Origin of the sequence: Marinobacter litoralis (genome assembly GCF_003336705.1) — a bacterium.
Taxonomy (GTDB): domain Bacteria; phylum Pseudomonadota; class Gammaproteobacteria; order Pseudomonadales; family Oleiphilaceae; genus Marinobacter; species Marinobacter litoralis.
Genome location: NZ_QMDL01000001.1, coordinates 1,000,248 through 1,019,318, shown reverse-complemented (window position 1 = coordinate 1,019,318; position 19,071 = coordinate 1,000,248). Strand labels below are relative to the sequence as shown.

Sequence of the window (19,071 nt, the reverse complement as noted above, 5' to 3'; positions counted from 1 at the left end):
CCCTCACCTGCCTATAGCTTTTGCACAGCATTAATCCAGCCCTCGTACAATCGATCGCGATGCTCTTTCGTCATCATGGGCTCAAACCTACGATCACAACGCCACAAATCCGACAATTCATCCAGAGATTGGTACACACCGGCTTTCAGCCCAGCCAGATATGCCACCCCCAAAGCGGTGGTCTCGACCAGTGACGGGCGGTCTACGGTGGCCCCCAGAATGTCAGCCAGGAACTGCAGTACCCAACTGTTGGCAACCATTCCTCCGTCCACCCGCAGTGTGGTCGGACGAATACCGTCCTTTTCCATCGCCTTCTGCAAATCTTTGGTCTGGTAACACACAGATTGCAGCCCGGCGGTCACAATTTCTTTGATTCCGGTATCTCGCGTTAACCCAAAGATAGCCCCTCGCGCGTCAGGATCCCAGTATGGAGCACCAAGGCCCGTAAACGCAGGCACCAGATACACACCGTGGTCAACAGGCGTTCCTTGAGCCAATGGTTCTGTATCGCAGGCGTTATTGATCAGTTGCAGGCCATCCCGCAACCACTGGATCGCGGCGCCGGCAATAAAAATACTGCCTTCCAACGCATAGGTTGTTTTACCGTCTAAACGATAGGCCACGGTGGTAAGCAAGCGGTGTTCTGAACGCAGCGCCTTATCACCGGTGTTAAGCATCAAAAAGCAGCCCGTGCCGTAGGTGCTTTTTGCCATACCCACTTCAAAACAGGTCTGCCCGAATAAAGCGGCTTGCTGATCACCGGCGATACCGTACACAGAGGATCCATTAAGCGCCCCACCCTCCGTGATTTCGCCAAAGTCATCGGATGAATCCATCACCTCTGGCAACAAAGATGCGGGGATGTCGAAAAACTCCAAAAGATCTTCATCCCACTGCTGCGAGTGGATGTTAAACAGCAGCGTTCGGCTGGCATTGGTAGCATCGGTTCGATGTACCCGGCCACCCGTGAGCCGCCAAAGAATAAAGCTATCGACCGTGCCGAAAGCCAACTCTCCCCGCTCCGCGCGCTCCCTCGCCCCGGAAACGTTCTCGAGAATCCAGCGAATCTTCGTAGCCGAGAAATAGGGGTCGATCAAAAGGCCGGTTTTTCCATGTACCCATGGTTCATGGCTGCTCAGCTTGAGGGATTTACAGTAATCCGCCGTTCGCCTGTCTTGCCAAACAATGGCGTTGTAAACGGGTTTACCGGTTTTTCGATCCCAGATAATGGTGGTTTCACGCTGATTGGTGATGCCCACGCCAAGCACTTCGTCATCTGTACCAAATTCTTCAGCCATCACGGCATCGCAGGTTCGCTGAACCGTTGACCAAAGATCCTCCGGATTGTGCTCAACCCAGCCACTGTCGGGAAAATGCTGAGGAAATTCCTCTTGTCGAACAGCGTGTATATTGCCTTCGAGATCAAACAGAATGGCCCGGGAGCTGGTGGTTCCTTGATCAATGGAAAGTAGATACTGACTCATGTGTTATCGGCCTCGGCTTCATTTTTGGTCGCATTTTTGCTTTTTTGAAAAAGAAATACCAAGAATTTTGCCTCACCCCCCATATATAGCAGTCAATTTGACATCCAACCCACCGGGGAAGCTGCAGAAAACCCTTAAAACAACTAAACTTTCCGAAAATGTTCGTTTTCACGCAAAATCGAACAGAAAACAGCCAGTTTCGGAGGAGATTGAATGGCACAGCGGCACCGACAGGAACTCATCCTGGAATTGATCCAGGAGAACGGTTTCGTCACGACCGATCAATTGGTCGAACAGTTTCAGGTTACGCCGCAGACCATACGCCGGGACTTGAATGAACTGGCCAAACATAAAAAATTACGCCGCCATCACGGTGGAGCTGGCATAGACTCGAGCATCGAAAATACCTCTTACCAAGCCCGAAAGATTATGGACCTTGAGGCCAAAGAGCGGATTGCGGAAGCGATGGTAAAGCTCATTCCGGATAATTCCTCATTATTCATCAATATCGGCACGACCACTGAAACCATAGCCAAAGCACTCCTGACGAAAAAAGGGTTGCAGGTGGTCACCAACAATCTTCACGTAGCGTCTATCCTTTCAGCTAAAGAAGATTTCCGCGTCATCATCGCCGGCGGCGAAGTTCGGAGTCGTGATGGCGGAATTGTTGGTGAGGCGACCCGCGACTTCATTAACCAATTCAAGATGGACTTCGGCGTTATCGGGATCAGCGGCATTCACAACGACGGATCGCTTCTTGACTTCGACTATCGCGAAGTTCGTGTTGCTCAGGCCATCATAGCGAATTCGAGCCAAACCCTTCTCGCAGCAGACCATTCCAAGTTCGGCCGAAACGCCATGGTACGGCTAGGCAGTATCACTCAAGCAGATCACGTGTTTACTGACGAAAAACCACCCGTAGAAATTGCGAAAATGCTGAAAGAGCACAACGTTACGCTGCATTTGGTCTGACGCAGACCTATTTTCTATTTCGAAAACATCTCTCGCCCTTGACGTTCGTTTGTTTTCTTATTTTCCTTTACGAACATCTAATACTTTCGCATAATAACCAAACGAATATACTATGGCGTCGGGAGAGCATCAGACATGTCAGCAGAACACCCCCATTATGATGTCGTTGTCGTGGGCGGCGGCATTAATGGCACAGGCATCGCAATGGATGCCGCAGGCCGAGGCTTAAAAGTTCTGCTATGCGAAATGAATGACCTGGCCTCTGCCACGTCTTCTAACAGCAGCAAACTGATCCACGGCGGGCTGCGCTATCTGGAGCACTACGAATTCCGACTGGTACAGAAAGCGCTGGCTGAACGGGAGTCGTTACTGCGCAATTCCCCGCACATCATGCACCCCATGCGATTTCGCCTGCCCCACCGCTCGCACCTCCGTCCGGCCTGGATGATCCGAACAGGGCTGTTTCTGTATGACCATTTGGCCAAGCGCGAAATGCTTCCCGGTTCTCGCTCGATCCGCTTTAATGACTCCGGCCCGCTCAAACCTGAAATGACGCGTGGCTTTGAGTATTCAGACGGATGGGTTGACGATGCCCGACTGGTTGTTCTGGCGGCCACAAAAGCGAAACAGGCCGGCGCGACCATTATGACTCGCACCAAATGCGTAAACGCGAAGCGCGGAGCCAACGAGTGGCAGATTACGCTTCAGGATACCCTCACAAATAACGAACAGACCGTCACCGCAAAAGCGATTGTAAATGCCTCCGGTCCTTGGGTTAGCTCTTTGTTCGGTGAGGCGCTCGCCATGAAAGCCCCCAAGATGATTCGCATGGTGAAAGGCAGTCACATTGTGGTGCCACGACTGAATCAGGAAGACGAAGCCTACATTCTGCAAAACGAAGATGCGCGTATTGTTTTCGTGATCCCCTACGAAGATAACTTCTCACTCGTCGGCACCACCGACGTTGAATACGAAGGCGACCCGTCGAAAGCAAAAATTTCACCGGAAGAAACCAACTACTTACTGGATATCGTCAATGATCACTTCAAAAGGCAACTACAGCCATCAGACGTGATTTGGTCGTATTCCGGTGTGCGCCCGTTAATGGATGACGAAGAAGAGAACGCCCAAAAGGCTTCGCGGGACTATGCCTTCGAGGTGAATGACGAAAAGGGCCAGGCACCTCTGATCTCGGTATTTGGTGGCAAAATAACCACCTACCGCAAGCTGGCCGAAGCAGCTACCGATAGGCTTTGCAACTACTTTAAGGGTGCCGGTAAGCGCTGGACGAAGACCGCCATCCTGCCCGGCGGTGATTTCGACAACCAGAGCAACCTGGAAGCGTCGCTCAAGCAAGAGTACCCCTGGCTCCCTGATGCACTTGTGCGCCGTTACGTGCGAACGTACGGCACACTATCCCGCAAAATTCTAAACAACTGCACGTCGATTGAAGACCTGGGCCAACACTTCCTCGGCACCCTCTATGAACGGGAAGTGAACTATTTGGTGCAAGACGAATGGGCAATAACCTCTGAAGACATCTTATGGCGCCGCACCAAGCAAGGGCTTTATGCCAAGGCAGGTGAAGTTGAAGCGCTTGATGCGTATCTGGAAAACCAATAACTAAGTGCTTGCTACAGGGCGGATACCACAACGCCCTGTGGCTATACCTGAGCCCAGACGGTGTTTCGAAAAGCAGAAGAATCAAGAGAAAAGCCGGGAACTTACTGATAAGAAAGAAGAAATGGCGGTGGGCCAGGGATTCGAACCCCGGGAAGGCTATTAACCTTCGGCGGTTTTCAAGACCGCTGCATTCAGCCGCTCTGCCAGCCCACCGCATCTTTCTTGCCGTCATCTCGACAGCGGTGTGCATGATACCGGAATCGCCTATGCTGTCAACGGTTTGTATCGAAATTTCTAAAATTCTCGTAGACTCTCTTCTGATTGATCATCCTTTCACCAGCACAAAGCAGGTGGACGAAGTGTAATGAACTTCTTCCCCCTGTTTATTGTCACAAATGATTGAAAGTTGCGTATACAACCTTATTATGGAGTTCAGGTTAGAGGGAAGCGGAAAGGCGTAATCGCCCACCCCTCCCCGCCGTTTGATAAATTCGGAGACGAGAATGGATAACAGGCAATACAACGTTCAAAGCCAGGGTGGCATCCAAGTCGCTCGCGGCAGCGCGACCGGCGCCATCAGCCCGGAAGCCACCAAGGTTCTACGTAACACCTACACCCTGCTGGCAATGACACTGCTATTCAGTGCTGTCATGGCGGGTGTTTCCATGAGCATTGGCCTGAGCCAGGGCGTAAGCCTCGTTTGCAGCTTGGGTGCACTGGCACTGGTATGGCTAGTTCTGCCACGCACAGCCAATAGCGCGGCCGGTATCGGTGTCGTTTTCGCCTTCACAGGACTGCTCGGCTTATCTCTGGGCCCGATCCTGATGCACTACCTGCAGTTTGCTAACGGCAGCCAGATCGTTATGCAGGCACTGGGCGGCACCGCGGTGGTGTTCCTTGGGCTGTCAGGCTACGTGCTGACCACCAAAAAAGACTTCAGCTTCATGCGTGGCATGCTGGTGGCAGGCATGATGGTGGTTATCGTTGGCATGCTTGGTGCCTTTGTCGCCAGCTTGTTTGGCGTTCAGGTAACTGCATTTAGCCTGGCGATGAGCGCAGCGATCGTATTCCTGATGTCTGGCTTCATCCTTTACGATACCAGCCGTATCGTGAATGGCGGTGAAACCAACTACATCATGGCAACAACCGGGCTGTACCTGAACATTTACAACCTGTTCGTCAGCTTGTTGCACCTGATTGGCGCCTTCACTGGCGAAGACTGATTCAGAAAACTGAATTAGCCTCAAGAAACCCCGGCGCTTTGCCGGGGTTTCTGCTTTAGGTACACTCATAACCTGCATCTATCGACTACCAGAACTCTGACCCATGCCGAATTCGCTTACTTATACGCTGGTTATCACAGGCGCCCCGTGGACTACCCAGGCACCCCAAACCGCCTTGATGTTCGCGAGAGCAGCCCTCTCGGCCGGGCACAGAATCGACCGCGTATTCCTGTACGGTGAGGGCGTGCACCTCGCGTCCAACCTGAGCTCTCCCCCCTCCGATGAAATTCACTGGCCCCATGAGTGGGCAGGCTTCCTCACGGAACATGGGATACCCGCTGCGGCCTGCATTGCCTCTGCCTTGCGCCGAGGCCTTGTGGACGAAACGGAACAGGCTCGCTATGAACTTACCGCCAACAATCTTCGCTCGCCGTTCGTGATTGCCGGCCTGGGAGAATGGGTAGAAGGCAACCTGACCTCCAACAAGGCCCTCTACTTCCACGGGGGAAACTGATGTGACCACGCTCATTGTGATCGACCAAGCACCCTACGGCTCCTGGGCCGGGCGTGAAGCGCTGGATATGGCCTTTTCGCTGGCCGCGTTCGACCAGCCTGCAGCTATGCTGTTCACGGGCGCAGGTGTTAACTGGCTCCGCAAAGGTCAGCAGCCCGCCAGCGTGGGCCAGAAGTCTGCAGAAAAAAACCTGTCTGCTGCTCCCCTGTTCGGAATAGAAGTCTTAGTGGCCGACAAGCGCGCTTGCCAGCACTACGGACTGGATGAAGCGGAAATGCTGTCCGGCGTAGAGTTGTCAGATAACATTCAAGACCTATTAAGCAGCCACAACCAAGTGGTCTTCGCAGGCTAAAGAGCAGACATTATGACCGGCAACGCATCGAGCCACCCTACACTTCATATTTTGAACAAATCTCCTGAGCACCCAAGGTACACCACCTGCATGCAGGTGCTGGCTCAGGAGGACACCCTGGTATTGATCGAAAACGGTGTATTTGCTGCTGCCATTGCCCAGCCGGAGTTCCCCTGCCAAGTCTTTGCTCTTGCAGCAGACATCAAAGCCAGAGCACTCGAGCGCTCATGTGGAGACATCAAAACGATCGATTACGATCGGCTGGTACAGCTAACGGCAAATCACGAAAAGATAATCAGTTGGTAAACATGAGCAATTCAAATCTACCCGAAAGAAATAACGAAGGTTTTCTGGAAGACGCAACCAGCTGGACATCAGATGTTGCCGCTATAATTGCAGCCGAAGACGACATCGCCCTTAGCGATAATCATTGGGAAATCATAGAGTTTCTAAGAGAGTTTTATAAAGCACATGAGATGTCACCCCCGTCTAACCGGCTATTTGTGAAAGCCGTCAAGGATGCACTGGGTGAGGAAAAAGGTAACAGCATTTACCTGATGCAGTTATTCCCCGGCACCCCCGCAAAAACCGCCTGCAAAATAGCCGGCTTACCCAGACCAACAAATTGCCTGTGAATGAAGCAGCTCTTCATCCACATTGCACCCCCTGCGGCTCTTCACCATCAATATCCGACCTTAAGCGCCCACTAAAATAAGGGCAGATAGGTCGTTCCAAGAATTTGAACCAACCCCGCAGCGGCGCCGAATATGCCGCCAACGACCATCAGCTGGAGCTCTTCCTCTCGAAAAGCCGGGCGCAGAATGTTTTGAAATTCTTCAGGCTTCAACGATTTCATCTGCTCGGAGAGCACGGCCGCCACGGCAGGCGCACGCTCCTTTTTGAATGTCGGATCGGCAAACACATCTTTCGTTGCGATAACGGCTTTATCGTTCATGACGCGCTTTAGATCGGCATAGCCTGTCATTCCGACGCTGACTTGAGCCGCCACCTTCAGCAGCAGAGATTCGTCCAGCATGGGCCTGAGATGCTTCTGCAAAATGGCCCGTGTTCGAGTGGCTTGACGGCCATTCACCATCGCGTCGGCCACCAGCTCTACGGTAATCAATTCTTCAGCGACCAGGCGAGCCCAGACATCGCTGATTTCGTTTTGGCGTCGTAAAAACAACCCCTGAACTTTCCAAAACAGAAACCGGCGAGGCCGCAGCGGAGCAAAAATCAGATTGATAGCAAGCCAGTTCGTGACAAATCCGATCAAAAAGCCGCCCACTGGCAAAGCCCAAGGTTCCGGGTACCGCATCCAGAGCGGCAGCAACGCAGCCCCAAGCAACCCACCAATCCATGCACCCCGGTTAACCACAGACCTCAACTCAACCGCGCCGGCTTCTTTAAATATCCGGTTCATAAGGTCAGGGTTGGTTTGCAACTGCCGACTTAACAGGGCCTTTAGATCAACGAGACTGTCGAGATCATCACCAATATCATCAACCAGCTCTTCAATTCTCGAGGGTAATTGTTCACGTGCCCACCGGTATATTCTGGAACGCACAAAAAGCGGCAGGTTATCCCAGAGCACAGGCTGCACTTCATACATCATGGAATCGATGTACTCATCCAATCTTGGGGACACCAGATTAACCACATGCTCGACAATTTTGTGAGGCTCAAGCTTCCGATAGACCGAGTTGAGATCCCCAAATTGCTGAAGCGTTTGATCAACACAAATGTGCGCCATTTTCTCTGCTTTACGCGGTATAACACCCTGCCAGCCGAGAAAACCGATCCCAACAAACTGAACGGGATAGAATGACATTTGTATTGCAAGCCAATTAGTGGCCCAACCGACAAGCGCGGCCACCAAAGGTACTAATAGAAGTGAGTATTCAGACAATAGAAATGAGTATTCAGACAAGCGCAATCCCATCCATCATCCCCGCCACCCGCGGGGTATTGTTCGCAAGAAACGGCAAAATACCGCACTAAACATCCAAGTATGTGGCGAATGATGAACTAACCGGGCCCGCGCCACATTGGCCGCATTGCCAGTCAAAAAACGTGATAGTGGCAGGCGGCGGCCAGCGCCACCACCTGCTAACGGCGGGAAACTCGACGATTTAAGAGAATTTACTGGTAATACGCGTTCTCGGTTTGCGTATGATCCGTTACGTCCCGTACTGCAGTGATTTCTGGCACGCGCTCTTTCAACGTTTTCTCGACGCCCTGCTTCAGCGTGAGGCTAACCGCAGAGCACCCTTGGCAACCACCGCCAAACCGCAGCACCGCTACGGATTCGTCAACGATCTCGACCAAAGACACATCGCCACCGTGGGCGGCCAGGCTCGGGTTAATTTCAGAGGCGAGGACGTACTGGACTCGCTCAGGAAGCGGTGCATCGTCAGAAACCTGGGGTACTTTCGCGTTCGGCGCCTTGATCGTCAGCTGCCCGCCCATCTGGTCTTTCGAATAGTCCACGAAAGCGTCTTCCAGAAACGGCACGGAGTTGTGATCCAGATACAACATGAATTTTTCCAGATCTTTCGCTTCATCCGTCGGCACCACTTCATTCGGCGGACAATAAGCCAGACACGTTTCCGCATTCCGTGTACCCGGCTGGGTTACGAAAATGCGAACCCCCATGCCTTCAACATCCTGCTTTTCTATCAAGCTTGCGAGATAATCTCGTGCGGAATCTGTCACAGTTACCACGGCCATGCTTCCTACCTGTTTTCAAATGTAGCTTCCATTTTAAGAGACTTGGATGAAAGTTGAAAGACCAAGTAAAACAGTCAAGCATTTCAGACGTAACTAATTTCCCGTATTGCTGCCACCGACAGTCCTAATTTTAAGTCACTTGATAATGATCATCTGTACTAAGACCTTCTGTTGCATTTTTGCTATGATCCCGCCGCACTACGTTTATTAGATGTTATTCATGACACCGGAAGATTTATCTATGACCGATCGCAGCAGCCGTCTGGAACAACTCCATCTCGCTCTTAAAGAACGCATTCTGGTTCTCGATGGCGCCATGGGTACCATGATCCAGAATCAAAAACTGGACGAATCCGACTTTCGAGGCGATCGGTTCAAAGACTTTGCCAACGATGTTCAGGGTAACAACGATCTGCTGAACCTCACCCAGCCCGCCCTGCTCCGTAATATCCACGCGGAATATCTTGACGCTGGCGCAGACATCATCGAAACCAACACGTTCAACTCAACGCAACTGTCCCAAGCTGATTACGGCATGGAGTCGCTGGCACGCGAACTGAACGTTGAATCAGCCAAGATTGCACGACAAATTGCCGACGAGTACACGGCGAAGAATCCGGACAAGCCCCGCTTTGTAGCAGGCGCCGTTGGCCCTACATCACGCACAGCATCGTTGTCGCCAGACGTAAACAACCCCGGTTTCCGTAACGTCGATTTCCAGACCTTGGTCGATAACTATTACGAAGCCGTATCTGGCCTGGTTGAAGGCGGTTCCGACATCATTCTGATTGAAACCATCTTCGACACCCTGAACGCAAAGGCTGCCATTTACGCCACCCAACAGTTCTTCGAAGACAGCGGCATTGAATTGCCGATCATGATATCCGGCACCATTACTGATGCTTCTGGTCGCACATTGTCTGGCCAAACAACGGAAGCCTTCTACAACTCCATTGCCCACGCCAAGCCCATTTCCGTCGGCCTTAACTGTGCTCTAGGCGCCGATGCCCTGCGCCCATACGTCGAAGAGCTGGCCAACAAAGCCGAAACCTATGTCTCCGCGCATCCGAATGCGGGCCTGCCAAACGAATTCGGGGAATACGACCAAACTCCGGAAGAGATGGCCGACATCATTGAAGGCTTCGCTCGCGACGGCTTCCTGAACATCATCGGTGGTTGCTGTGGTTCCAGCCCCGAACACATCGAAGCTATTGCAAACGCGGTGGCTAAATACCCGGCCCGTAAAATACCCGACCGACCGAAATCCCTTCGCCTGTCCGGCCTGGAGCCGTTCACCGGTGACGAGAACACCCTGTTCATCAACGTGGGTGAACGCACCAACGTAACCGGCTCCAAGCGTTTCCTGCGTCTGATCAAAGAAGAGCAGTACGAAGAAGCATTGAGCGTGGCCCGCGACCAGGTTGAAAACGGTGCTCAGATCATCGACATCAACATGGATGAAGGCATGCTGGATTCAAAGGAAGTGATGGTCACTTTCCTGAATCTGGTGGCATCAGAGCCCGATATTTCTCGCGTCCCCATTATGATCGACTCCTCCAAATGGGAGGTGATCGAGGCCGGTTTGCGCTGCATTCAGGGCAAGGCGGTGGTCAACTCCATCAGCCTGAAAGAAGGCGAAGAGAATTTCATCAAGCAAGCCCGTGCTTGCATGCGTTACGGCGCAGCGGTCGTGGTCATGGCGTTTGACGAGGATGGCCAGGCCGATACCTTCGAGCGGAAAACAGAAATCTGTAAGCGTTCCTACGACACTCTGGTTGGCATAGGTTTCAATCCGGGCGACATCATTTTCGACCCCAACATCTTTGCCATCGCAACCGGTATCGAAGAACACAACAACTATGCGGTGGACTTCATTAACGCCACGCGCTGGATTAAAGAGAATCTGCCCCACGCGTCGATCTCCGGCGGCGTGAGCAACGTTTCTTTTTCATTCCGCGGCAACGATGCAGTCCGTGAAGCGATTCACTCGGTGTTCTTGTACCACGCGATCAAAGCCGGCATGAACATGGGTATCGTTAATCCGGGTCAGCTGGTGATTTACGATGAGATCGAGCCGGATCTGAAAGAGCTGGTCGAGGATGTTGTTTTAAACCGTCGCGAAGATTCGACCGACCGACTGCTCGAAGCCGCCGAGAAGTTCAAAAGCAAAGGTGGCAAGGCGCAGGAAGAAGATCTTTCGTGGCGGGAACTGCCTGTTCAAAAGCGACTCGAGCACGCGTTGGTTAAAGGCATCACCAGCTACATCATCGAGGACACAGAAGCCTGTCGTCTGGAAGCTGAGCGCCCGATTCACGTCATTGAAGGCCCGCTCATGGATGGCATGAACGTGGTGGGCGATCTGTTTGGCGACGGCAAGATGTTCCTGCCGCAAGTAGTGAAAAGCGCTCGAGTGATGAAGCAAGCCGTGGCTCACCTTATCCCCTTCATTGAAGCGGAGAAAGATGATAACCAGCAGGCCAAAGGTAAAATCCTGATGGCGACGGTAAAAGGCGACGTTCACGACATTGGCAAGAACATCGTCGGCGTAGTTTTGCAGTGCAACAACTACGAGGTTATCGACATGGGCGTCATGGTGCCCTGCGAAAAGATTCTGGAAACGGCAAAGAAAGAGAACGTTGATATCATCGGGTTGAGCGGCTTGATTACCCCATCCCTCGACGAGATGGTTCACGTAGCTCGCGAGATGCAGCGTTTAGATTTCCATTTACCGCTCATGATTGGTGGCGCTACCACTTCGAAAGCTCACACTGCCGTCAAAATTGAGCCCCACTATAAAAACGACATTGCACTGTACGTTTCCGACGCGTCTCGCTGCGTGAACGTCGCTTCCCAGCTGCTCAGCAAAACGGCCAAGCCTGCACTTGTCGAAGCGGCACGCAAAGAATATGAGGAAGTGCGTGAGCGTCGGAAGAACCGCGGCGACCGCACCAAGCTGGTTACTTTGCAAGAAGCTCGTGACCGCGCTCCGGCCATCGACTTCGAGAACTATGAACCGCCTCGCCCGAAGTTTACCGGGGTTCGCGTTTTCGAGGATTACGATTTAGCCGAGCTCGTAGACTACATCGACTGGACGCCGTTCTTTATTGCATGGGATATCTCAGGCAAATATCCGGCGATTTTTGACGATCCCAAGCGTGGCGAAGCCGCCCGAACCCTGTTTGACGACGCACAAGTCATCCTCAAGCAGATGATCGAACAGAAGCGCGTCACCGCGCGGGCCGTGGTTGGCTTCTGGCCGGCAAGCCGTCGGGGTGACGATATTGTTCTGTATACCGATGAATCCCGAACAGAAGAGCTCACCACCCTGCACCATTTGCGTCAACAGGATGACAAAGCACCGGGCAAGCCAATGATGGCGCTTTCTGACTTTGTTGCACCGGAAGACTCTCACAAAGAGGATTATGTCGGTGGTTTTGCTGTGACGACCGGTATCGGCGCGAACGACTTTTCTTTAGAGTTCAAAGACAAGAACGACGATTACAACGCGATCATGGTACAAGCCCTCGCCGACCGTTTGGCAGAAGCCTTCGCAGAACGAATGCACGAGCGTGTTCGTAAGGAGTTCTGGGGCTACGCCAATGAAGAGCAAATGGCCAACGAAGACCTGATCAAAGAACGCTACCGGGGTATCCGCCCTGCCCCCGGTTACCCGGCCTGCCCGGATCACACCGAGAAAGCGACGCTGTTCAAGTTGCTGGAAGCGACTGAAAACATTGAGCTGGAACTGACGGAGCACTTTGCGATGTTCCCGACGGCAGCAGTCTCGGGTTGGTATTTTGCTCACCCCGAATCCAAGTATTTCCCGGTTGGCAAAATTGGCGTTGATCAGGTTGAAGACTATGCTGAGCGTAAAGGCATCTCAAAAGCCGAAGCGGAACGCTGGCTGATGCCCAGCCTGGCGTACGATCCGGCAGAATAGTTCGGGAACCTCTTATGACTGACGTTGCTAAAAACAAAAATAAAAACAGCAAAAACGAAAAACCCCGGAGCCCCGGGGTTTTAAAGATCACACAGAGCATTCTTGCCGGTGCGTTTGGCGTCCAATCAAACAAAAACCGGCAAGAAGACTTTTCCAGCCATAGCCCTGCACCCTATATTGTCGCCGGCCTGATTTTTACCGGACTTTTTGTTGGAGGCCTGATACTGGTCGTCAATCTGGTTCTGTCTGGCCAATAAAATTTATTGGCCAGATACCCAAAGAACCGCGAACCCCACCACAAGAACAACCAAGACAACGGCGGCCATGGAATCTACAACACTGTCGGAACGATCTGACTGCTTCATGCGTACCTCACTCGTATAACGTCATTGTTTTTATCAAGTTGCTGGTGAAATTAAAGCAGATAACTGACATTCGTCCAGCCGACTCGTAGCCCTTATCACCTGAATCGATAAAGATATTTTGAAATAATCGTTTTGAGAATAAAAACCTGCTGGTATCCTTCGCATCAGGAATAAGGCGCAATGTAAAATTGCCGCCATAACTATTAGCTTCTGATGTTAGCAGGCAGGACGTTCCACTATGTACGTTTACGATGAACACGACCGAAAAATTGCCGCAGAGCGCGTCGCCCAATTCCGGGACCAGACCGAACGCGCCTTGGCGGGTGAACTTTCCGAAGAGGAATTTTTGCCTCTTCGCCTACAGAACGGTCTTTATGTCCAACGCCTCGCACCCATGCTGCGTATCTGCGTACCCTACGGCATGCTCCGTTCCGAGCAGTTACGGCGCTTAGCTCGAGTAACCCGTGACTACGACAAAGGCTATGCCCACGTCACCACACGGACCAATATTCAGCTGAACTGGCCGCGCCTGGAAGATGTTCCGGATATTCTTGCCGAGCTGGCCGAAGTTGAAATGCACGCGAACCAGACCAGCGGTAACTGTATTCGCAACACCACGACGGATCAGTTTTCCGGCGTGCAGAAAGACGAAATCGCAGATCCGCGCCCGTACTGCGAGATTATCCGCCAGTGGTCAACGTTCCATCCAGAATTTGCGTTCCTGCCTCGTAAATTCAAAATTGCGGTGAACGCGTCGGAGCATACCGACCGTGCAGCAATCCAAGTGCACGATATTGGTTTGCAAATGGTTCGTAACGATCAGGGCGAACTGGGCTTCAGAGTCCACGTAGGCGGCGGTTTGGGCCGCACCCCGATGGTCGGCCCAGTAATCCGTGAATTCCTGCCAGAACTCGATCTTCTTACGTATCTGGAAGCCGTTGTGCGGGTGTACAACCGCTACGGGCGTCGGGACAACAAATTCAAAGCGCGCATCAAGATTCTGGTGAAAGCTTTGAGCCCGGCAACTTTTGCCGAGAAAGTTGAAGCAGAGTGGGAACAGATCAAGAACTCCCCGACGCGTCTCACGCTAGAAGAGATTGCCCGTGTTAAGGGTTACTTCACCGAGCCGGCTTATGAAAGCCTGGAAGACGCCACCGATACATTGAGCCAGCAGCGGTTCGAGAACAAAGAGTTTGATCGCTGGTTGACCCATAACGTGGGCGAGCACAAGAAGCCTGGCTATGCCATCGTCACGCTGACGCTGAAGAAAACCGGCACCCCGCCTGGCGACATGACCGACCGCCAACTTGAACAAATCGCTGATCTGGCAGACGAATTCAGCTTCGGTGAAGCCCGTGCGACCCACGAGCAGAACATGGTACTGGCCGATGTACGCCAAGACCGCTTGTTCGAACTTTGGCAGTCCATCACAGGCATGGGCTTCGCCACTGCTAACCTGAACACGCTCACCGACATGATTTGCTGCCCGGGTGGCGATTACTGCGCGCTGGCAAACGCGAAGTCAATTCCAGTCGCTGATGCCATCCAGCGCCAGTTTGATGATCTGGATTATCTCTACGATCTGGGTCCGATCGACCTGAACATCTCTGGGTGCATGAACGCCTGCGGACATCACCATGTCGGCCACATCGGCATTCTGGGTGTCGACAAGAAAGGCGCCGAGTTCTATCAGGTGAGCCTGGGCGGGTCATCCCAGCATGACGCAAATATCGGCAAGATTCTTGGGCCGTCGTTTGCACGGGAAGACATGCCGGCCGTTGTTTCCAAGATCATTGATGTGTTCGTTGAGAACCGGACTGAAGAAGAAACTTTCCTGGACACCTATCGCCGGGTTGGTTTGAATCCATTCAAGGAGCGGGTTTATGCCTGATGTTATTGCCGCTGACGGCACCATTCGTAACGACAATTGGGTAGTGGTTGCCCGCCCGGCCGAAGGTGACTCTCTGGATATCCCAGAGGGTCAACCGGCGCTGATTCCTGCCGATCTGTGGCTTGCAGGCTATGAACATTTCGCGGGCCGTACTGATATCGGTGTTTGGTTCGACAGTCATGACGAGCCAGAACTGCTGGAAGGCAAGGTAAACGAACTGCCATTGATTGCAGTAAACTTTCCTCGCTTCGTAGATGGCCGCGGTTACAGCATCGGCCGCCTGCTGAGAGAGAGATTTGGTTACACGGGTGAACTGCGGGCTATCGGTGATGTGCTGCTGGACCAGCTTCAGTTCATGAAACGCTGCGGCTTTGATTCTTATGTGCTTCGCGCCGATAAGGACATTACCAAGGCCGCACGTTGCCTGAATTTCTTCTCTGAGACGTATCAAGCTGCCGTGGATAACGACGTGCCGCTGTTCCGCCGCCGGGCGTCCTGATCTGAAAGTATCGCACTAAAAGAGCAGGTGCCAGCTAACGAGTTGGCACCTGCTCTTGCCTCATCTGCTATTGAATCTTCTGATTCCTGAAAGCACTCAAGACCTTCCACACGGAGCGCTCCAGCGCCGTGCTGGTCGCAATACCGATCTTCTCAGCCAGTGTCCGCTTTTGCTGGAACGAGACTGAAACCACTTCAGCACGATCGCAAGCTTCGATGAGGTACTCATCGGAGGTTTTAATTTCGTCGATCAGCTTTACGTCCAATGCACGCTTTCCGAACCAGATGTCACCATTAGCAACCGCTTGGATATCAAGGTTTGGCCTACGCTCGCTTACGTAGTCTTTAAACAAACCGTGTGTATCTTCCAGATCTTCCAGAAACTTCTGTCGGCCTTTTTCGGTGTTCTCTCCGAACATGGTGAGCGTGCGTTTGTGTTCGCCCGCAGTCAGCACTTCGAAATCGACGTTATTCTTCTCAAGCAAGCGATGGAAGTTCGGCAGTTGAGCAACAACGCCGATTGAGCCGATAACGGCAAATGGAGATGCAATGATTTTGTCAGCCACACAAGCCATCATGTACCCGCCGCTGGCCGCTACTTTATCAACGCAGGCGGTCAATGACAGGCCTTTGCTGCGTATGCGATCCAATTGGGCTGATGCCAAGCCATAGGCATGAACCAAGCCACCACCACTCTCAAGGCGGACTACTACTTCGTCTTTTTTCGGGTCTGCAACGCTCAGGACAGCGGTCACGGAACGGCGAAGCGTGTCGGTATCACTGGCCTTGATATCGCCGTCGAAGTCGATCACGTAGATACGGGATTTCGCTTCGCTTTCGTCATCGCCTTTGTTTTTAGCCGCTTTTTTCTTTGCTTTATCTTCTTTCTTCTTTTGTTTGTTCCAAGCCTTGTATTCGTCATCGGACATCAACTTGGCCTGAATCGACTCTTTCAGGTTTCGGTATTTGTCGTTAAGTTTTCGAACCTTCAGCTCGCCTTCGTCATCGTCCGAATCACTATGCTTGCTTGCGGACAAAATAACCGCGACCAAAATAATCGCCGCTACAACGAAGGTTGCAACCTTGGCAAGGAACAATCCGTAATCACTAATGAATTCCAAAATGCAGTCTCCAGTGCGCTTTATGCAAACCCCAGAGTGTACTCTGTCGCACCTTAACTGATAAGCCCGAATCAAATTAAAACAAGCGTTCGATCAAGCTTGACATGATCCTGCCGTCACCATAAAGTCGAATACTGAGGTCGGCGATACCCAGCTATCACAGAGTCCGTTTCGCTCGGGTTGTTGATCCGCCAATGAAAGATAAGACTATCACCAAAAAGGGTATAACTAATGTCTGTAGAACAGATTTTTGAGAAGCTGGAAAAGAATTTCAACGCAGACGCAGCACAGGGCATGGACCTAGTGTTCCAGTTTGATATCGAAGATGACAAGCCATACAACCTGGAAATCAAAGACGGCTCTTGCAAGTTGAACGAAGGCACTCACGACGACCCTTCTGTTACCCTGATCATGAACTCCGAAACTCTGCAAGGCATCGTTTCTGGCGAAACTGACGGCATGCAAGCATTCATGGCTGGCCAGCTGCGCGCCGAAGGCGACATGATGCTGGCTACCAAGCTGGGCGAACTGTTCGATATGGGCTAAACCCCTTTCGGAAGTTCCAAAAAAACCTGCGCAATTCGCAGGTTTTTTTAGGTCTAGAATTTATCCAGACGGCACTACAAACCAACGTCTGCCAACGATGTTTCCGCCAGGTTAAGCAAGCCAACATTACTTTCTTCCCGCCGACCTATGCTTTCGATGTAATATTCCAAAGACGTAAGCGCATCCGCCAGCGCCTCCAGCACTGCGCTCGACGGCGCTTCCTTTGCGTCGAGAAGCTGATGCTGAATAGAGTCAGCAACTCGTGCGATAACGCCGGCTGCGACAGGGTCACTGACCATCACGAGCCCGCCCCATATACTCCGCAGCGTGCCGGGCAAGTTGGCCAAGTGCAACTTATCGTAATCGGACTCAATGAAGGCGGTGATTGCACGTTTCGCCAGCGTTAATGCCCCACGGGCTTCCTCGGTCACCACCCAGATGGCTTCCTGCAGATAGACAGACTCTTCGCTTCGGCTGTTCGCACCTGCCAGTGCGTCAGTCTCAGAGGTGATGCCGCGGGTTACAATTTGCCTAACCGCGTCTTCTACCCCTAAAACCGAATCCGCCAGCTGGTACAACTCTTCTTCGGCGGGCAAACGATTCTCTGCCTCCCACTTGCGGAGCTTTCCGGCTTCACCACGGGAAATACCCGCCAAACGATTAAGGTCGAGCATAACCAGCGTATTAGCTAGCCGCTCAAGTGCATCCGCAATGGAAGAAAGCTCTGCCAGATCTGGCTCGATGCCCCGCTCGATAATATCGAGCTTATCTTTAAGCTGATTCAATTCATCCAGCAGAGCATCCGAGAGCGACTTCAGCACGTCGCTTCCCGGCCCATACAGCCGGCGGGAATGGGCTTCCATCATGGAATCAGGGAAATCAGAAGGCGGCAAATTATAACTTTGCAGCACTTTGGTAGTCTCAGGATTCGCGGACCCGCTGCGATAAAGTAAATACAACAGATCTTTGAGGATTGAATCCGGGGCGTCTTTGGCGGTTGCAACTTTTCCGACGTACACGATTTCTCGAGTGTAGCGCTCCAAGCGCATCAACAAACGCTTGCGGGCCTTGCTGAAGCCCATCGCCCGATCAAGCATGGCATCCGCTGTGATCGCAAGAAGACACCACATCTGCCCCATGGGTGCACCTTGGCAAAGCCGGGCAAAGCCACGGGCAGAGCGGGCTATCAATTTTTTGCTGACGTCCTCGTTTTTGCCCCGAAGTATGCCCAGCAAAGCAACCTGAAAGGTTAAACGCATACGTCGCGCCAACACTTCGTATTCGGCTTCGTCTTCGATGTTAGGGCGGAGCAGCAAATCAGAGCAAAAGTCCGGACGTTCCCGCACATCTACGTCGAAAAAACACGACTCCGGATAAGGCTTTTCCTTACGGGCTTCGCGCAATTCGTTAATAACGGGGAGCAATAATTCCGGATGGTCAACACGTTGCTGGTGATAATACTCAACGTATCTGCGCAAGGTGAACAGCGCACTATTGAGGGTCGTAAGTAAGATGTTTTTGTCGTCGTTTGCTCCGACGGGAACATCGTTCGCCAGATTAACAGCTTCCTGACAAATCAGTGTTCCACCGCGAAGCTCGACAAGCAGAAAAATACCGCGCAACTGGTTCAGATAATCAACACAGTTTTGCAGGTCTTCTCCACTTTCCCGATTTTCCTGAAAGCGTTCAAGGCTCGATTCCGCTTGTTTGATGGTCTGCTCAATTTCACCTTTAACCAGATCAAACGACTGCGATTTCGTCGCAAGAGACGATTGGACCATAAACGCTTCCTGTTACGTTGCGGAGACTACC

The 19,071-nt window shown here is 52.3% G+C and carries 17 protein-coding genes and 1 tRNA gene; 12 read left to right on the top strand and 6 right to left on the bottom strand.

Annotated features, from left to right (window positions below; genetic code table 11):
- Positions 1–11: 11 nt before the first annotated feature.
- Positions 12–1,484, bottom strand: a complete 1,473-nt coding sequence (glpK, locus tag DOQ08_RS04680; RefSeq protein WP_114333709.1) for a glycerol kinase GlpK — start codon at positions 1,482–1,484, stop codon at positions 12–14.
- Positions 1,485–1,697: 213 nt separating this feature from the next.
- On the opposite strand from glpK, the gene DOQ08_RS04675 reads away from it, so the two are divergent.
- Both DOQ08_RS04675 and glpD read left to right on the top strand, forming a co-directional pair.
- Entirely contained in the window at positions 1,698–2,456 is a 759-nt protein-coding gene (locus tag DOQ08_RS04675; RefSeq protein ID WP_114333708.1) for a DeoR/GlpR family transcriptional regulator, read from the top strand.
- A 135-nt stretch (positions 2,457–2,591) separates the two neighbouring features.
- On the top strand, positions 2,592–4,079 hold the full coding sequence (glpD, locus tag DOQ08_RS04670) for a glycerol-3-phosphate dehydrogenase (RefSeq protein WP_114333707.1): 1,488 nt from the start codon (positions 2,592–2,594) through the stop codon (positions 4,077–4,079).
- A gap of 122 nt (positions 4,080–4,201) precedes the next feature.
- On the opposite strand, the gene DOQ08_RS04665 is transcribed toward glpD, so the two are convergent.
- Positions 4,202–4,292 (bottom strand) — tRNA-Ser (locus DOQ08_RS04665).
- A gap of 290 nt (positions 4,293–4,582) precedes the next feature.
- On the opposite strand from DOQ08_RS04665, the gene DOQ08_RS04660 reads away from it, so the two are divergent.
- From DOQ08_RS04660 to DOQ08_RS04640, 5 genes are all read left to right on the top strand, one after another.
- Positions 4,583–5,302 carry a Bax inhibitor-1/YccA family protein gene (locus DOQ08_RS04660; protein ID WP_114333706.1) on the top strand — a complete coding sequence of 240 codons (720 nt, stop codon included), beginning with the start codon at positions 4,583–4,585 and terminating at the stop codon, positions 5,300–5,302.
- A gap of 103 nt (positions 5,303–5,405) precedes the next feature.
- A complete protein-coding gene (tusD, locus tag DOQ08_RS04655; RefSeq protein WP_114333705.1) occupies positions 5,406–5,816 on the top strand; it encodes a sulfurtransferase complex subunit TusD in 411 nt (136 codons plus the stop codon).
- A gap of 1 nt (position 5,817) precedes the next feature.
- Positions 5,818–6,168, top strand: a complete 351-nt coding sequence (locus DOQ08_RS04650; protein WP_114333704.1) for a DsrE family protein — start codon at positions 5,818–5,820, stop codon at positions 6,166–6,168.
- 12 nt (positions 6,169–6,180) lie between these two features.
- Positions 6,181–6,474, top strand: a complete 294-nt coding sequence (gene tusB / locus DOQ08_RS04645) for a sulfurtransferase complex subunit TusB (protein WP_114333703.1) — start codon at positions 6,181–6,183, stop codon at positions 6,472–6,474.
- 2 nt (positions 6,475–6,476) lie between these two features.
- Positions 6,477–6,803, top strand: coding sequence for a TusE/DsrC/DsvC family sulfur relay protein (locus DOQ08_RS04640; RefSeq protein ID WP_114333702.1), 327 nt, complete (start codon positions 6,477–6,479; stop codon positions 6,801–6,803).
- 71 nt (positions 6,804–6,874) lie between these two features.
- Here DOQ08_RS04640 and DOQ08_RS04635 read toward each other — a convergent pair whose 3' ends face one another.
- Together DOQ08_RS04635 and nfuA are read right to left on the bottom strand one after the other, a co-directional pair.
- Positions 6,875–7,921, bottom strand: a complete 1,047-nt coding sequence (locus DOQ08_RS04635; RefSeq protein WP_227537486.1) for a DUF445 domain-containing protein — start codon at positions 7,919–7,921, stop codon at positions 6,875–6,877.
- Between the two features lie 389 nt (positions 7,922–8,310).
- Positions 8,311–8,898: a Fe-S biogenesis protein NfuA gene (gene nfuA / locus DOQ08_RS04630; protein WP_114333701.1), complete on the bottom strand. Its 588-nt coding sequence runs from the start codon at positions 8,896–8,898 to the stop codon at positions 8,311–8,313.
- 241 nt (positions 8,899–9,139) lie between these two features.
- On the opposite strand from nfuA, the gene metH reads away from it, so the two are divergent.
- The 4 genes from metH (at position 9,140) to DOQ08_RS04610 (ending at position 15,593) form a co-directional block, all read left to right on the top strand.
- The gene (gene metH, locus DOQ08_RS04625) at positions 9,140–12,838 is read left to right on the top strand and encodes a methionine synthase (RefSeq protein WP_114333700.1); all 3,699 of its coding nucleotides are present in this window, start codon (positions 9,140–9,142) and stop codon (positions 12,836–12,838) included.
- A gap of 14 nt (positions 12,839–12,852) precedes the next feature.
- Positions 12,853–13,095, top strand: a complete 243-nt coding sequence (locus DOQ08_RS04620) for a DUF2970 domain-containing protein (protein ID WP_114333699.1) — start codon at positions 12,853–12,855, stop codon at positions 13,093–13,095.
- Positions 13,096–13,441: 346 nt separating this feature from the next.
- The gene (locus DOQ08_RS04615; RefSeq protein WP_114333698.1) at positions 13,442–15,094 is read left to right on the top strand and encodes a nitrite/sulfite reductase; all 1,653 of its coding nucleotides are present in this window, start codon (positions 13,442–13,444) and stop codon (positions 15,092–15,094) included.
- Entirely contained in the window at positions 15,087–15,593 is a 507-nt protein-coding gene (locus DOQ08_RS04610; protein ID WP_114333697.1) for a DUF934 domain-containing protein, read from the top strand. The genes DOQ08_RS04615 and DOQ08_RS04610 overlap by 8 nt, the downstream gene beginning before the upstream one ends.
- A 67-nt stretch (positions 15,594–15,660) precedes the next feature.
- Here DOQ08_RS04610 and sohB read toward each other — a convergent pair whose 3' ends face one another.
- Positions 15,661–16,713 carry a protease SohB gene (gene sohB / locus DOQ08_RS04605; protein WP_114333696.1) on the bottom strand — a complete coding sequence of 351 codons (1,053 nt, stop codon included), beginning with the start codon at positions 16,711–16,713 and terminating at the stop codon, positions 15,661–15,663.
- Between the two features lie 231 nt (positions 16,714–16,944).
- Between sohB and DOQ08_RS04600 the strand changes: the two genes are divergently transcribed.
- Positions 16,945–17,259 (top strand): SCP2 sterol-binding domain-containing protein, encoded by a 315-nt coding sequence (locus DOQ08_RS04600; RefSeq protein ID WP_114333695.1) that lies wholly within the window; start codon positions 16,945–16,947, stop codon positions 17,257–17,259.
- Between the two features lie 74 nt (positions 17,260–17,333).
- Here DOQ08_RS04600 and DOQ08_RS04595 read toward each other — a convergent pair whose 3' ends face one another.
- Positions 17,334–19,040: a chemotaxis protein gene (locus DOQ08_RS04595; RefSeq protein WP_114333694.1), complete on the bottom strand. Its 1,707-nt coding sequence runs from the start codon at positions 19,038–19,040 to the stop codon at positions 17,334–17,336.
- Between the last annotated feature and the right edge of the window lie 31 nt (positions 19,041–19,071).